The sequence below is a fragment of the Sphingomonas sp. CFBP 13733 genome (assembly GCF_014841795.1).
GTDB classification, from domain to species: domain Bacteria; phylum Pseudomonadota; class Alphaproteobacteria; order Sphingomonadales; family Sphingomonadaceae; genus Sphingomonas; species Sphingomonas aerolata.
Map to the genome: position 1 here is coordinate 69,937 of NZ_JACYUP010000003.1, position 15,387 is coordinate 85,323.

General features: G+C 68.0%; 12 protein-coding genes and 1 riboswitch. Of the genes, 9 read left to right on the top strand and 3 right to left on the bottom strand.

Translation table 11 applies throughout. The features are described from left to right. Nucleotides 1-50 precede the first annotated feature (50 nt). Entirely contained in the window at nt 51-1,844 is a 1,794-nt protein-coding gene (locus IFT71_RS08800) for a copper resistance system multicopper oxidase (RefSeq protein ID WP_192140363.1), read from the top strand. Further along, a complete protein-coding gene (locus IFT71_RS08805) occupies nt 1,841-3,007 on the top strand; it encodes a copper resistance protein B (RefSeq protein WP_244654850.1) in 1,167 nt (388 codons plus the stop codon). The genes IFT71_RS08800 and IFT71_RS08805 overlap by 4 nt, the downstream gene beginning before the upstream one ends. Here IFT71_RS08805 and pnuC read toward each other — a convergent pair. From pnuC to IFT71_RS08820, 3 genes are read right to left on the bottom strand one after another with little or no spacing between them, the layout of a single operon-like run. Then, a complete protein-coding gene (gene pnuC / locus IFT71_RS08810; RefSeq protein ID WP_192140365.1) occupies nt 2,938-3,555 on the bottom strand; it encodes a nicotinamide riboside transporter PnuC in 618 nt (205 codons plus the stop codon). The two genes, IFT71_RS08805 and pnuC, sit on opposite strands and share 70 nt — an antisense overlap. Next, nucleotides 3,552-4,703 carry a phosphotransferase enzyme family protein gene (locus IFT71_RS08815; RefSeq protein ID WP_446740761.1) on the bottom strand — a complete coding sequence of 384 codons (1,152 nt, stop codon included), beginning with the start codon at nt 4,701-4,703 and terminating at the stop codon, nt 3,552-3,554. The genes pnuC and IFT71_RS08815 overlap by 4 nt, the downstream gene beginning before the upstream one ends. 14 nt (nt 4,704-4,717) lie before the next feature. Continuing rightward, the gene (locus tag IFT71_RS08820; protein WP_192141184.1) at nt 4,718-7,030 is read right to left on the bottom strand and encodes a TonB-dependent receptor domain-containing protein; all 2,313 of its coding nucleotides are present in this window, start codon (nt 7,028-7,030) and stop codon (nt 4,718-4,720) included. Between the two features lie 70 nt (nt 7,031-7,100). Continuing rightward, nucleotides 7,101-7,189: riboswitch (TPP riboswitch) on the bottom strand. 164 nt (nt 7,190-7,353) lie between these two features. On the opposite strand from IFT71_RS08820, the gene IFT71_RS08825 reads away from it, so the two are divergent. The 7 genes from IFT71_RS08825 to IFT71_RS08855 all read left to right on the top strand — a co-directional run bounded on the left by IFT71_RS08825 (nt 7,354) and on the right by IFT71_RS08855 (nt 15,384). Then, nucleotides 7,354-8,076, top strand: a complete 723-nt coding sequence (locus tag IFT71_RS08825; protein WP_056673965.1) for a FadR/GntR family transcriptional regulator — start codon at nt 7,354-7,356, stop codon at nt 8,074-8,076. A 207-nt stretch (nt 8,077-8,283) separates the two neighbouring features. Further along, entirely contained in the window at nt 8,284-9,528 is a 1,245-nt protein-coding gene (locus tag IFT71_RS08830; protein WP_192140367.1) for an outer membrane beta-barrel protein, read from the top strand. 10 nt (nt 9,529-9,538) lie between these two features. Continuing rightward, a complete protein-coding gene (locus IFT71_RS08835; protein ID WP_192140369.1) occupies nt 9,539-10,357 on the top strand; it encodes an SLBB domain-containing protein in 819 nt (272 codons plus the stop codon). A gap of 280 nt (nt 10,358-10,637) precedes the next feature. Next, a complete protein-coding gene (locus IFT71_RS08840; protein ID WP_244654886.1) occupies nt 10,638-11,720 on the top strand; it encodes a glycoside hydrolase family 5 protein in 1,083 nt (360 codons plus the stop codon). 109 nt (nt 11,721-11,829) lie between these two features. After that, on the top strand, nt 11,830-13,140 hold the full coding sequence (locus IFT71_RS08845) for an ATP-binding protein (protein WP_167396689.1): 1,311 nt from the start codon (nt 11,830-11,832) through the stop codon (nt 13,138-13,140). Further along, nucleotides 13,124-14,500, top strand: coding sequence for a GNVR domain-containing protein (locus IFT71_RS08850; protein ID WP_042467776.1), 1,377 nt, complete (start codon nt 13,124-13,126; stop codon nt 14,498-14,500). Before IFT71_RS08845 ends, IFT71_RS08850 begins: the two co-directional genes overlap by 17 nt. Then, entirely contained in the window at nt 14,497-15,384 is an 888-nt protein-coding gene (locus IFT71_RS08855) for a CpsD/CapB family tyrosine-protein kinase (protein WP_192069601.1), read from the top strand. The genes IFT71_RS08850 and IFT71_RS08855 overlap by 4 nt, the downstream gene beginning before the upstream one ends. Nucleotides 15,385-15,387: the final 3 nt, after the last annotated feature.

Sequence of the window (15,387 nt, forward strand, 5' to 3'; positions counted from 1 at the left end):
CGGCGGCGTATGACCTGACAGACGTGGCCGCTCCCGGCCCGAGGATCCGCATGACCCGACCGACCCGCCGCCAATTCCTGCGCGACGCCACGCTTGGCGGCGGCGCGCTTGCGCTGCCCTGGCTGCCCGCCTGGGCCCAGCCCGTGTCCACGGGGATCGCGACCCCGCTGCCGATGCTGTCCGGCACCGATATCGCGCTGACCGTGGCGCATCTGACGCGGACGATCGACGGCACGCGCAGCCACGCGATCGGCATCAACGGCACCAGCCCCGCGCCCCTCATCCGGCTGAAACAGGGGCAGCAGGTCCGGCTGTCGGTGACCAACAGCCTCGACGAGGAGACGTCGATCCACTGGCACGGGCTGCTCGTGCCGTTCCAGATGGACGGTGTGCCCGGGATCAGCTTTCCCGGCATCCCGGCGCGAACCACCTTCACCTACGACTTCCCCGTCGTGCAGGCGGGGACCTATTGGTATCACAGCCATTCGGGGCTGCAGGAGCAGATGGGGCATTACGGCCCGATCGTGATCAATCCCGCCGGCGCCGATCCGATCGTGTCCGACCGCGAACATGTGATCGTCCTGTCGGATCACAGCCCGCTTCACCCGCACGCCATCTTCCGCAGGCTGAAGCTCCAGGGCGGCTATTTCAACTATCAGAAGCAGACGCTCGGCGGCCTGCTCGCGGGTCGGGATCAGCCGGCGGGCGAACGGCGGATGTGGGGCGGGATGCGGATGGACCCGACCGACGTGTCCGACGTCACGGGCGCGACCTACACCTATCTCGTCAACGGGCATGGCCCCGCGGACAACTGGACCGCGCTGTTCACGCCCGGCGAGCGCGTCCGCCTGCGCATCATCAACGCCTCGGCGATGACCAATTTCAACGTCCGTATTCCGGGGCTGAAGATGACCGTCGTGCAGGCCGATGGCCAGAACGTGCGCCCCGTCGCGGTCGACGAGTTCCAGATCGCGGTTGCCGAAACCTATGACGTGATCGTCGAACCCGCCGCGCCCGTCGCCCACACGCTGGTCGCCGAGGCCTGGGACCGGTCCGGCATGGCGCGTGCCACGCTAACGCCGCGCATCGGGATGGTCGCTGCGGTTCCTGCGCTGCGCAGACGCCCGCTCGCGACCATGAAGGACATGGGCATGGGCGACATGGCCGCGATGGATCATGGCGCGATGGGCGGCATGGTGGGGATGGACCACGGCACGATGCCGGGCATGGACAAGCCCGCGCAGTCTCCCGCCGGCGAGGCGCCGATGCCCGCTATGAGCCACAGCATGCGCGACTTTGCCAACGCGCCGGGCCTGCCGAAGACGCCGACCGTACAGACCGTCGCGCCGATGCCGATGGATCGCACCGGCGAGCCGCCACAGGGCCTGAGCAACACCGGCCACACGGTGCTCGTGTACCGCGATCTCGTCGCGCTCGAGCGCAATACCGACCTGCGCGCGCCGACGCGGCAGCTGCAGATCCACCTGACCGGCAACATGGAACGCTATATGTGGGCGTTCGACGGCGTGAAACTGAACGAGGTCAAGGCGCCGATCCCGTTCCGCCAGGGCGAACGCGTCCGCGTGACTTTGGTCAACGACACGATGATGGCCCATCCGATCCACCTGCACGGCCATTTCTTCGAGCTGGTGACCGGCCACGGCGATCATTCGCCGCGCAAGCACACGATCAACGTCGCCCCCGGCGGCACCGCGACCTTCGACCTCACCGCCGATGCGGTCGGCGACTGGGCGTTCCATTGCCACATGCTCTACCACATGCACGCGGGCATGATGCAGGTCGTCACCGTCCGCCCTGATAGCGAAGCGGGAGCAGCGGCATGAAGACGCTCGCTTTCTTCCTCGCGACCGTCACGGCCACGCCCGCCGCGGCGCAGATGCATGAGATGCACGGGATGAAGATGCCCGGCATGGCGATGCCCGCCAAACCCGCGCCCAAAAAGCCCGCACCGAAAAAGCTCGCCCCGGCGAAACCCACGCCAAAACACGCGACACGCAAGGCGGCGCCGGCGCGGGCGCGCGCTGCGAAGCCCGCTGCATCGGCAATGCCGGCGATGGACATGTCCCCGACCGCCGCCTGTTCGGCCGAGCATGCCGCAATGGGCCACTGCCAACCCGCCGCCGGCGCGACCACGCCCCCGCCAGCCATGCCAGACGCCGCCTGCTCGCCCGAACACGCCGCGATGGGCCATTGCACCCCGGCCGCGTCTGACGATTCCGCCGCGCCGACAGGCACGAACCAGCCCGCCGGCACCGCACCGCCCCCCGCGCCGCCGACCACGCTGGCGGCGGCACGCTTCTACGATTCCGCGACGATGACGAAGGCCAATCGGATGATGCGCGACGAGCATGGCGGCATGCGCTTCAGCCAGATCCTCTTCAACCTCGCCGAGGTGCAGGTACGCAGCGGTCGCGACGGCTATCGCTGGGACGGCGCGGGCTGGTTCGGCGGCGATATCGATAGGCTGGTCGTCAAGACCGAAGGCGAAGGCGGTTTCGGCGACCGGGTCGAGGCCGCCGAAGTGCAGGCGCTCTATTCGCGCGCGCTCGACCCGTACTGGAACCTGCAGGCCGGCGTCCGCCAGGATCTCGGCGCAGGCGCCAAACGGACCTATGCCGCACTCGGGGTCGAAGGTCTGGCGCCCTATTGGTTCGACGTCGAGGGCACGCTGTTCCTGTCCGACAAGGGCGACGTGCTGGCGCGTGCGGAGGCCTGGTACGACCAGCGCATCACCCAGCGTGCGATCCTCCAGCCGCGTGTCGAGCTGAACCTCGCCGCGCAGGACATGCCCGGCAGCCGGATCGGCGCGGGGCTATCGACGGCGGAGCTCGGCGTGCGGCTGCGCTACGAGATCCGCCGCGAACTCGCGCCCTATGTCGGGCTGTCCTGGGAACGGCGCTACGGTGCCACCGCGCGTTATGCGCGCAGCGATGGCGATAGGACCGGCGGGGTCTCGCTCGCGCTCGGTGTGCGCGCCTGGTTCTGACGCGCCGCCTGCCACTGTCGATAGCCCAGCAGCGCGAGCAGGATCATCGCCGCGTAGAGACCCGCGGTCAGCATCAGGCCCTTCACGACGAACATCCCGACATAGACGATGTCGACGGCGATCCACAGCAGCCAGCTCGCACTGTGCCGCCGCGCGGTCCAATATTGCGCGACGAGGCTGAAGCTGCTCAGCGTCGCATCGATCCAGGGCAGCGCCGCGTCGGTATAGCGGCTCATGACGAACCCGATTCCCAGCGCGGCACCCGCACCGGTGCAAAGCCCCGCCAGCGCGGGGACCGGCCGGAGCGGCACGACGGCGACGTCGCCCGCATCCTGCCGCCCGCGCGTCCAGTTGCGCCACCCATAAACCAGCGCGCCGGCGAACACCGCCTGCAGCATCATGTCCGCATAGAGCCGCACGTCGAGGAACAGCTTGAAGTACAGCGCACAGGCCAGCAAATTGACCGGCCAGCACCACAGCCGCCGCACCGCGGTCAGCCAGATGCCGAGGAAACTGACGGCGACCGCGGCGATCTCGAGCATCGTCATGCGCCGTGCTCCGCATCGGCGATCCGGCGGAGGAACGCCTGCCCCGGCGCGGACAGGAACCACGCCGCATGGCCGATCAGATAACCGTTCCAGGCCAATGCCGCCGCGCTCATGTCGCCGAGCACCCCTGCGAAATACGCGACCTCCGACAAGGCGAATTCGAGATGCACCAGCGGCAGCAGCCGGACGAGCGTCGCCCGGTCCTCCGCACCGAACGCGGTCGTTGCCGCATAGCCCGCCAGCAGCGCGCACGCCGCCTCGGGCTGGCCGATCGCGGCGTCCGCGCCCTGCCCGAGCGCCAGCCAGGCGACACCACTGCGTTCGATCGCAATCGCCACGTCGTGCAGCGCGCAGGTCCGGTCCGCCAGCCCGAAATCGATGACGGTCCGCACGTCCTCCTCCGCCCAGAGCAGGTTGGAGGGATGCCAGTCATTATGCGTCCACAAGGGCGGCTGCGCGGCGAGCCGTGGCTGCAACCCGTCGCCGAGCGCGCCGAACAGCGACGCGAGCTCGCGCCGCCACGGCCGCGGGGCGAGGAACGCGGCGAGCGCCGGCCGCGCCGCGACATAGCGTTCCGCCGCCGCGATTGGATCGGGATCGGGCAGGATGGTGAAGCTCGCGACCAGCGGTTGTGGCGCGCGCGCGGGCGCGGCGAACCCCTGCGACGCGCGGTGCAGCCGGGCCAGTGCCACGCCCGCCGCGTGTGCCTGCGTTAGTGACAGGAACGGCGTCCAGGAGGGCCGGTCGCGATACAGGTCGACGCCGGGGGCCTTGCGATGCAGTTCATAGGTCCAGTCGCCGCGGGCCAGCGCGCCGTTGTCGCTGGGGGCGAGCGTCATGACCTCGGGCACCGTGATGCGCGTCCGCAGGTGCGCGATGAACCGGTGTTCCGCGCCAAGCTGATCGGGCGTCCGCATCCGGCGATGATGGCGCTTGAGCAGGAACATCCCCTGCCCGGTCTCGATCAGCGCTGCCGCGGAGAAGGGCCGCGGCGAATGCCAGTGCACGCGCTCGAGCGGACCGGCGACCGGAAACTGCGCGACCACGGCCGCGGCTTCCTCGGCGGTGATCGCCGGCCAGCTCGGCGCAGCCATGTCAGTGCCCATCCCGTGGACCAGATGCGCCGCCGGCGAGCCCGCGCCGATCATCGCGCGCGCTCCGGTCACAGGCCGCGCGAGATGGTCGCCATGACGGCCGCACCACTCCCGACATAATAGGTCGGCGCAGATCCCGCGATCAGCGTCCCCCCGCGCCCGATCACGTCGCGCGCATTGGTCGAGACCGACTGCACCCCCGCCAGCACGCGCGGATCGGTCACGTTGATCGCGTTCAGCCGCAGGTCGGTCCGCTTGCCATCGAGCATCGACGCCAGATGCACGCCGACCGACAGGTCGAGCGTCGCATAGCCCTTGATGCTCTCGTCGTTGACGAACGTCGCATATTGCCGGCCGACATATTTGACCGCGACACTGCCGAACAACCGTCCGTCGTCATAGGTCCCGCCGCCACCGATCTGCACGGTCGGGCTCGAGACCGCATGCCGGCCGCGGGTCGGCAGATAATCGTCGCCGACCGGCAGGTCGTCGCTGATCCGTGCGCGCAGATATTCGCCCGAGACATAGACGCTGACACCGCGCGCCGGGCGATAGTCGATCTCGGCATCGATCCCGTAGGAGCTCTGTCCCCCGGCATTCAGCGTCGAATTGACCAGCGCGCCGCCATTGTTGATGACCGTCGCCAGCTGGCGGTTGCGGAAATCATAATGGAACCCCGTCACCGATGCGGACAGTGCGGGGCCGATATAGCGATAGCCCAGCTCCTGCGAGACCGCATATTCGTTCTTCAGCGCGGTCGTCCCCGCGCTGACCAGCGCACCGCCCGCATAGCTGTCGTAAAGCGTGAACTCGTTCGGCGTGCGGAAGTTCGTCGTGATGTTGGCGAACAGCTGCTGCCGGTCGTCGATCTCGTAATGCACCGCCGCCCGCGGCAGCGCGGCGAAGCTGTCGAGGCGGACGCGGTCCTGCGGACCCGGCAGGTAGTTGCGCCCGCTGCGCAGCACATTGACGCCCTTGAACCCGATATCGACCGCAAGACGCGGTGTCAGCGTGATATGGTCGGCCAGGAACGCCGCCTTGGTGACGGTCACGGTCCGCTGGTTCTCATAGGCGAGCAGCCGGCCGTCGGCGGTCCGGATCGCCTTTGCGCGATAGCCCCAGCGATCGGCCGGCGCGCCATCGGCACCGACCGCGGTATAGGACTGGACGACGCGGTCGGTGCCGTGATCGAACCACAACCCTGCGGTCAGCCGGTGGATGCCGCGCTCGATCGTCAGCGTGTTGACCGTGCCCACGCGGCGCTGGTCGCCGGTATAATTGCCCAACACCGTCGCGACCCCGTCGACCGCACCCGGCAGCGCGATCGGATCGGCGAGCGGCTCGATACCCAGGAAGTTGCCGGTCGTGCCGAGCTGCGTCCCATAGGGCGAATTGCCGTAGCCGAACTGCAGATAGCTGGTGCTGTCGAGCGTTACCCCCGCGCCCAGCGCCAGATGCACCGGCGCCGACGCATAGAGGTTGCGGAACGGCGCGCGGTAGAGCCGCCAGTAATTGGTGTTGCCCGCGCTGTACCGCGCATCGAAGTTGAAATCGCGTCCCTGCGCGCGCCATTCGGCGAGCGTCGGGCTGCGATAGGTCGACGAGTTCGCGTTGTTGAACGACAGCGCCAGGCTCGCGCGGTTGCCGTTGCCCCATTCGCCGAGCAGCTTGGCATCGACATGCTGGCGCGTGTCATGGCCGGCACCGCGCCAGTTGTTCGCGCGCGTGTTCGAATAGGAGACGAAGGCCCGCAGCCCCGTCTGGCCGATCCGTCCGGTATCGAGCCGGACGAAGCCGCGCCGCGCCGCATAGGATCCGATCGACAGGTCGACGAGCCCGCGCGGCGCCGCACTCGGATCGTCGAGCCAGAGCGACAGCGACCCGCCCGCACCCCCCAGCGTCGGCGACGCGATATCGACCGCGCCCTGCGCCAGCGCGATCCGCTGGAGATTCTCGGTATCGGCGAACTGCGAGGGATAGGCGTAATAATAGCCAATGTCGTTCTGCGGCGCGCCCTCCATCGTCACACCGATCTCGTCCTGCCCCAGCCCGCGCAACGTCAGGCTCGAACTGGTCGACAAGCCGTAAGGATCGCTCGACGCGACGGTCGCGCCGGGCAGGAGGTTGACCAGCTGGAACGCGTTGAGCGTCGGCGCCTGCTTGGTGATGAACGCAGCGGCGATCGCGCTTTCGGATTTGGGCACCGTCTGGTCGGGGAGCAGCCCCTCGGGATCGAGAAGACCGACGACGCGGATATCGACCGGGTCGGCGCCGTCCCGCGCATCCGCCTGCGTCTGCGCGCTGGCGGGGGCGAAGGCCACCACAGCAGCAAGTGCCACTGCCAGCGCGCTGCATGCAACACGGGGCGGCCGGCCCGTCATCAGGTCAAATCGAAGGATCATCACGGTCTTGCGTCCACTCCACACGGAGGGACGACGGACGCGCCGCCAGCCCTCCCTACGCCGGTATCAACCGGATCAGGTTCAGCGGGTCATGGGCTGCAGCCCACCTCTCAGCCGCGCGTCAGCGGCCCCCCGGGGAGCGCGCCGTCTAGGCGGTTCGGTCCTCCGGCGATAGCGTTATTGCCCGTTTGCCCGTCCGCAGCGCCTTCCCGGCACACGCGCGGCAGAATTATATGACAATCCACCCCGCCCAGAGGCTTGCAGTGGGTGACAGCCGGACCGGTTTGCGCCACACAGGCTTTATGGAGCGTGTGCTGACCGACGTCGTTGCCCTGGAGAATCGGGATCTGGGACGGAACCTTACGCATGGCATGCTCGACCTGCTCGGCAAGGCCATCGTGACCGGCCAATATACGGATCGGCCATTCCCCACCGAGGCGGAGATCGCGGTGGCGCATGGCGTCAGCCGATCGGTGACCCGTGAGGCGGTCAAGATGCTGACCGCCAAGGGACTGGTCAGCGCGCGCCCGCGACAGGGCACGATCGTGCAGCCATCGAGCAGCTGGAACCTGTTCGACACCGATGTGCTGCGCTGGCTGCTCGACCGCAAATTCTCGGTCGAGCTGCTCCAGCAGTTCAACCAGCTGCGGATCGGGATCGAACCCGAAGCGGCGGCGCTCGCGGCGCTGTACCACACCGAACAGGACATGGTCGCGATCGAGGCGGGGCTGGCGCGGATGGCCGCGGCTGAGCGCAGCTATGACGATCCACTCGACGCGGACATCGCGTTCCACGTCGCCGTCCTGCGCGCGTCGCGCAACCCCTTCTACGCACAGTTCCAGTCGGTGGTCGAAACCGCGCTGCGCACCTCGATCCGCTTCACCAACCGGATCAAGGGGCGCAGCGCGAACATCGCCGACCATGCCGCGGTCGCCGTCGCGATCGCCGCGCGCGATGCCGATGGTGCGCGCGACGCGATGCGACGCCTGATCGGCGACGTTCTCAGCCTGATCGCCGAGGCCTGACACCCGAATCGTCGCGACCCGGTGTACGATCAAGGGACAGCACCGTGCGACGCCGTCACTCGACCTGATCGCGCTTTTCACTTATCGAGACGCGGTGCCCTTGGGCCCGGTGCCGCGAGTCGAGATTTGACAAGCGCCGGAATAGCTCGAAGGACGAAATGCGACCGCGCATCATGCGGGTAGCAATTGAAAACATGACGGGAAACAATGCGAAGGGCTCGAGACGAGCGAACTGCACGGATCGGCAAGGTCGCGCTCGCGGCGGCCATGACCGGCGGTTTGGTGAGCGGTGCGCAGGCACAGACGGTCAACGTCAACACACCCGTCAGCGTGCCCGTCGCGGGCAATGTCGACCGGTTTCGTGTCGTGCCGGTGATCACCAGTGTCTATGACAGCAACGTGCTGCGTCTCAACGACGCGCGCGGGAGCGGGCCGCGCGACAATATCCGCGTTTCGCCGGCGTTGGCGGTCGATCTGAACCGCATCTTCGGCCGCACCCGCGTCACCGCCGGCGGCACGGTCGGCTATGATTTCAACACCCGGTTCAGCGGCCTCGATCGTGAGCGGATCAACCTGACCTCGAGCGTGACGACCCCGGTCGGCGCGCCCTGCAGCGTGACCGGCAGCGCGGCGCTCGAACGCGCGCAGTTCGATCTCGGCGACACCAACACCGTGGTGACCGAGAGCTTCCTGCGCCAGGTCTATGACGTCGGCGCGAGTTGCCGCGCCGCGGCGGGCTTCTTTCCCGCGGTGGGTGTCAACCGCGTGTCGCTCACCAACAGCAGCCGCAAGGTTCTGGACACGAACCAGTCCGCGCTGCGCGCGGGGATCGGCTATGGGCGGCCCAGCCTCGGGACGCTGCAGCTCATTGGCTCCGTTGCGAAGATCGCGCGCCCGGGTATCGAGGATCTGACCGGGATCGACGATTCGACGATGATCACCGACGTCCAGCTGGTCTTCGAACGTTCGGTCGCGCCGCGCGTCAGCTTCCGGCTAGGCGGCGGCATCACGCATGCCGACCCCAAGCGCGCGGCCGTGCCGTCCTTCAGCGGCCCGTCGTTCGACGCGCAGGTGACGATACGCCCGGTGCCCCGGTTCACGATCGTCGGCTCCGGCCGCCGTGCGGTGCAGAATCAGAGCTCGTTTGGCGCGACCTATATCATCGCCGACAGCTACAACCTCAACGTGTCCTATCTGCTCTCGGCGCGCAGCACCGCCACCCTGTTCGCCCAGCGCGCGCAACGCGATCCGCGCGGCGAGGATCTGGCGCTTACGCTTCAACCACCACGCGGCAAGGACAAGCTGAACCTGGTCGGTGGCAGCTATGCATTCGATTTCCACCGGTCGCTGCGGCTCAGCCTGAGCGTCACGCATCAGCGCCGCACGGCCGACAATGCGATTTACGATTATACGGCCACATCCGCATCGGCGGGTGTCACGGCCCGTTTCTAAGGGGATGATGATGAAGATCCGCATGGCGCATTCGCTTGTTCTGCCGTTGCTCATGGCCGCTACGGCCGCCGGGGCGCAGGTACCAACCGCGCGCCCGACACCCGCGCCGGCGGGTGCCGTACCCAACGACGGCTATCGCCTGGCCCCCGATGACGAGGTCGAGGTGACGATTTTCGGCCAGGGCCCGGGCCAGGTGGTCAAGACGCGCGTCAAGAGCGACGGTACGATCACCCTGCCGTTCCTCGGCGCGGTCCAGGTCCGCAACCAGACCGCGCGCGAACTTGCCGCGGACATCGCCGCCCGGCTGCGGAGCGGCGGCTATTTCGTCAAGCCCGTCGTCAATGTCGAGGTCACGCAGTTCGTCAGCAGCTCGGTGACCGTGTTCGGCGAGGTCGGAACCCCCGGCATCTATCCGCTCGATCTGCAGCTGACCGTCGGCATGACGCTCGCCCGCGCGGGCGGCACGCGTGGGACCAGCGCGGACTATGCGATCCTGAAGCGCGTCGGCGATCCGGTCGAACACCGCATCCTCCTGTCGGACCTCAGCGGCGAATGGAGCGCGGCGACGCTGCTCGAGGCGAAGGACACGCTCTTCGTTCCGGTCGCGCCCGTCATCTATGTCTATGGCCAGGTGAATTCGCCGGGATCCTTCCCGTTGAAGACCGGGATGACGGTTCGCCAGGCGCTGGCCCGCGCCGGTGGTCCGACGCTCGCCGGATCGACGCGGAACGTCACGATCTTCCGCGACGGCGAGAAGTTGAAGAAGGTCGATCTCGACGGCGAACTGAAGGCCGAGGACTCGGTCTTCATCAACGAGAAATGGCTCTGAATCAGTGATCGGCGTCCGGGGGTCGGAATGTCTCGTTTCATGCGATGCCCTGCGCATTCGTCGTCGCCAGGTCTGTTTCGCAACAGCCTGACGTCTGCGGCCACGGCCTGAGAAGAGGGCGCTCCGGCAACGGGGCGCCCTTTTTCATACCCTAGTGCCCCGCCATGTCCCGTGCCGCCAGCGCCGGCGCACCCCGCTACCCGGGCCAGCCGTCGCGATTCCCCCGGCGTTGGTCGTGTGATGCTTGCACGGGTCACCGGCTTGGGTGATGGGCGTGCCGATGCGACATAACGGCCTGTTCATCGCGCTGGGAGGCGCTGCGCTGGTCGCGACGGCCGGCGTTGCGGTCATGATTGCGCCCTCGCGAACCGGTCTACCGATCACGCTCGATCCCGCCGCCGATGCCCCCTCCGCGACTGGGCCGCGCAAGCCTGCGCATCCGCGCTATACCGGCGTCAACATCGCGACGGGCGGCTTTGCCTCGAAGCGCATTCCCGGGCGCTACGGCTTCGACTATTTCTACCCCAAGCCACAGGAGACCGCGCCCTTCGTCGCCGCGGGCATGAACGCGATCCGCGTGCCCGTTCTCTGGGAACGGCTGCAACCGCGGCCCAATGCCCCGATCGACGCCACGGAACTCGCACGGCTCGACGAATCGATCGCGGGGCTCGGCGGGTTCGGCCTGATCATCCTCGACGTGCACAATTACGCCAAATACCGGGGCCAACGGCTCGACCAGATCGACCCGCGCGGCGCGATGCTCGCCGACCTCTGGACCCGCCTCGCCCGCCATTATGCCGGGGACAAGCGTATCGCGTTCGGCGTGATGAACGAACCTAATGGCCTCTCCGCCACCGCGTGGCGACCGATTGCGGAGGCGTCGTTACAGGCGATCCGCGCGACAGGCGCGCGCAATCTGGTGCTCGTCCCGGGGACGAACTGGTCGGGTGCCCATTCCTGGACGAAAGGCAGCGACTCGAACGGCGAAGCGCTGAAAACGCTCGTCGACCCGGCGAACAACATGGCGTTCGAGATGCACCAATATCCGGATGCCGACTCCTCGGGAACGCATCCGGAATGCGTGTCGCCAAAGGCCGCCGCACAGGCATTCGATTCGGCCACCGCCTGGCTGCGCGCCAACAAGACACGGGGATTTCTCGGCGAATTCGGCGCCAGCAGCGACCCGAACTGCCTCGCCGCGCTCGATGCGGTGCTCGGCACACTTGACGCGGGCTCGGACGTCTGGCTCGGTTGGACCTATTGGGCAGGCGGCGCCCTGTGGGGGCCGTATATGTACAGCGTGCAACCCGACAAGACCGGGGACAAACCGCAAATGTCTATCCTGATACGGCACAAATCTTAATGATCACAGGGTATAGTGGCCCCGTGGAGCCGTACGGCAATCCTATTGTGCGTTGCAGCAACGTCGCGTACCCGCTCCCCGGATCGGCAAGGCAGATACAAGAATTATGTTGAAGTCATGGATTGCATCGCTGACGCGCTGGCTGGACGGCCGCGGATGGGCCGAGCCCCCCGTGATCGAGCTGACGCATCGCTACACCCCGCCCGCCGCGCCGGTCGTCGACCTGCCCGCGGATCCCGCCCCGGCAAGCACCGCGACGCGGCTGATCGGCGACCGGCGCAGGATCGCGGACACGTTCGATGCCGCACGCCCGGTGCGAACCCGCGGCGAACTGTTCGGACGCGCGGTCGAGCTCGACCATCTGCTCGCCGCGACGCTCGACTTTCACCAGCATGCGGTGATCCACGGCGCACGCGGCTCGGGCAAGACGTCGCTGGTGCGCGTGCTCGGTGAGCATGCGGATGAATCGGGCGCCGTCGTGCTCTATTTCGCGTGCGAACCGCATGCGACCTTCGCCGACATCATCAGGCTCTATCTCGATGCGCTCCCGCCCGCAGCCTTCGCGCCCGGCGGACAGCGTGCCTTTGCGCAGAAGCTCGAACAGATGCCGGAAAATTTCGGCCCGCGGGCGTTCGTCGATCTGGTGGCAGACCGCGTCACCGCGCCGACGATTCTGATCTTCGACGAGTTCGACCGGATCGAGGATGCGAGCGTGAAGAGCGACGTCGCGGCGGCGATGAAGCTGCTGTCCGACGCGCTCGTGCCGGTGCTGTTCGTGCTGGTCGGGATCGCGCGGACCGTGTCCGACGTCGTCGCCGGCCACCCGTCGCTCCGCCGTCACATGCGGATCGTGTCGCTGGGCCGGATCGGCGCCGACAGCGTCGACGCGCTGATCGCACGCGGCGAGGCCAATACCGGCGTCCGCTTCGATACCGATGCGCGCGCGATGATCGCCGATGCCGCCTGTGGCTCGCCCTATCACCTGCGCATGCTGGCCGGGCATTCGTCGCTCGCCGCTGTCAGCAGCGACGCGGATATCGTCACCAAGGCGCATACCCGCACCGGCTTCGTCGATGCGTTCAGCCACTGGGCGCAGATGAACGAGCCCGATGCGCGGCTGTTCGCGAAGGTCGTGCTCGGCTGCACGCTCGAACAGCGCGATGCGCTCGAAGCTTTGGCCCGCGCCGCCGCGACAATGGACGTCGTTTTGCTTGATACCGATCGATATGATCGTGCCATTTCGATGCTAGACCCCGCATTGGTCCGCGAACGGGGCAATGACGGCGAACACGATGGCGTGTATTTCCGTGACAGTACCGCGCCGCAGATGCTGATCGCGCTGTTGATGACGACCCCTGTTTCCACCACGGCGGCCCGGCTTGGCGCACCGCAGGAGAGCAACCTTGCTAATACCCGCTGATCTGATCGCGTCGCTCAAGGCGCGCTGGCGTATCGAGCTGGCGATCATTCTGCTGATCGTCGTGCTGGTCGCACTCTGGACGGCCGTCACGCCCAAGACCTATGTCGCGCAGTCCTCGCTGCTGTTCGACGGCGGCCCGGCCCAGTCGGTTACCGACGAGGCGGCGCCGCAGCAGGATGGCGTGGCCGCGCTCGTCGCGACCCAGGCCGACGTCCTGCAGAGCGAGGCGATCGCCGCCGCGGTCGTCCGCGACCTGAAGCTTGCCGCCAACCCGCAGGTTGCTGACCAGTGGCGTGCGCGCACCGGTGGCGCCGGCGACGTCAACGCCTGGTATGGTCGCCAGCTGCTCGGCGGGCTCGAGGTCATACCGGGCCGGACCTCGCGCGTGCTCGCGATCCGCTTCAAATCGGCCGATCCGCAATTCTCGGCCCAGGTCGCCAATGGCTTTGCCACCAGCTACCTCGATGCGCGCCTGCAACTGCAGACCGATCCCGCCCGCACCTATTCGCGCTGGTTCGAGGATCGCACGCGCGAGGTCCGCACCGCGCTCGAGCAGGCGCAGGGCCGGCTGACCGCGTTCCAGCGTCGCACCGGGATCGTCGACACGACAACCAACAATACCGACGCCGCCCGCCTGACCGAATTGTCCGGCCAGCTGACCGCGGCCGAAGCGGCGGCGGCGGATGCCGGCGCACGCGCTGGCGGCGGCAGCACCGGGCTCGACGTGCAGTCGGCCGGTGTCGTCCAGGGTCTGCGCACGCAAATCTCGGCCAAGACAGCCGAAGTCGCACAGCTCAGCGCGGATCTCGGCCCGAACCACCCGCAGCGCCAGGCCGCCGAGGCGGAACTGTCGGCGCTGCGTCGCCGGCTCGCGGTCGAGACCGGGACGAGCACCAATGCGGTGCGCGTCGCCAGCGGTGCGGCGAGCAGCAAGGAAAGCCAGATGCGCGCCCTGCTGAACCAGCAGCGCGGCAAGATGCTGTCGCTGGCGGGTGACCGCGCCGAGCTCGACGTGCTCCAGCGCGACGTCGATTCGGCCCGTGCGGCCTATGACACCGTGACCCAGCGTCTCGGCACGATGCGGCTCCAGAGCGAGGCGCCGTCGACCAACGTCGTCCAGCTCGACGTCGCGCAGCCGCCGATGTTCCCCTCCTCGCCCAACGTACCGATGCGGTTGGCGCTCGGCCTCGTGCTGGGCGGAATGCTGGCAGCGGGGACGGCGCTGGCGCTCGAACTGTGGCGGCCGCGGGTGCGGACGTCGAGCGGCGCAGCGACGGCCATGGGTGTGCCCGTGCTGGGCTCGGTATCGTTTTCGCAGTCGCGCGTCGCGTCGCTGCTGGGTGGAAGGCAGACGTTATGAGGCTTCGTTCGAGCGAAACGGCAAATGTCGTTCGTCCCGCGGTCGCGCCGGGTGCCGAAGCGCCCAGCCAGCGGCAGCTTCTGGGCAAATTGCTGTCGCTGTCGCCCGAGGCGCATCGCCAGATCGAGCATCGCCAGGCTGAAACCGGGCTGTTGTTCGGCGAGGCGGCGGTCGAGCTCGGCTTTGCGACCGAGGAGCAGGTGCGCCGCGCGATCGAGCTGCAGCAGGGCTTCACGGTTCTTCCCGAGGGCGATGAGCGCGTCGATCCGCTGGTCGTTGCAGCATTCGCGCCCGATGATCCCATCGCGGTCACCGCGCGCGACATTCGCGCGATCGTGACGCGCGACGTCCGTCCCGACGGCTCCCCGCTTCAGGGGATCGCGATGATCGGGATCGACGACGAGACGCTGCATACCACCGTGCTCACCGCCAATCTGGCGGTCGCGTGCGCGCAGGCCGGCTATTCGACGCTGCTGGTCGATGGCGGCATCGGCGCACCGCGTCAGCACGGGCTGTTCCGCCTGCCCAACCGCACGGGCCTGTCGACGCTGTTGTCGTCGGGCGGCCGCGTCGAGGCGATCGCCCAGACGACCGCGATCCCCGGCCTGTCGCTGCTGTCGGCGGGCCCGAGCGTCCCCAACGCGTCTGAGCTCTTCGATCGCCAGCGTCTTGCCAACACGCTCGATCCGCTGCGCGATCATTATGGGCTGGTGATCTTCGATGCCGGCCCCGCCAGCGCGACGCAGCTCGAGGCGTGTTTCGGACTCGACGCGGCGATCATCGTCGCGCGCCGCAACCGGTCGGACGCGCGCGCGCTGCGCAACGCCGCGGCCGTGCTGCAGGAGCATGCCACCCCCGTGCTCGGCTCGATCCTGATCGATTGAGCA